Genomic DNA, 452 nt, shown 5'->3' on the forward strand with positions numbered 1-452 from the left:
CGATACCAGCCCAGGCGCATCAACTGGGCAATGCCGCGGGCATCCTTGCGGTCGGTCTTCACCGGCATCGACCGGAATGCATCGCGCACCTGTCTCGTCTCGAGCAGGGTCACTGGCAACTTCGCCTCGATCATCGCGGCATAGAGCCATTGCGACAGCGGGCCAGCCTCCAGGCCGATCGCCGCCATCTGAAAGTCCAGACCCTCGAACCAGGCGACGATCGCCCCAGGTTCGCTGGCAACACGCGCCTCCTTCACAATGCTGCCCGCAGCATCCACAACGCAGAAATGCGAGACTTCCAGCGAAACGTCGATCCCGGTATAGTAGCCCACGGTGGTCTCCCTCGATGCTTGGCGCAGCCCAACCGCTGACGCCGTTCAACCATCGTACCGGGAGGCCACCAACCCTGCATCAGGGATGCGCAACCGACGCCGGACCGTTACCCCATCTAG

General features: G+C 63.3%; 1 protein-coding gene. It reads right to left on the reverse strand.

The window, feature by feature from the left end; translation table 11 throughout:
• Positions 1-332 (reverse strand): IS110 family transposase (locus H926_RS0105215; protein WP_022675374.1); only part of this gene is annotated, 332 nt, incomplete at its 3' end.
• Positions 333-452: the final 120 nt, after the last annotated feature.

This window comes from Novosphingobium sp. B-7 (genome assembly GCF_000410615.1).
GTDB lineage: Bacteria > Pseudomonadota > Alphaproteobacteria > Sphingomonadales > Sphingomonadaceae > Novosphingobium > Novosphingobium capsulatum.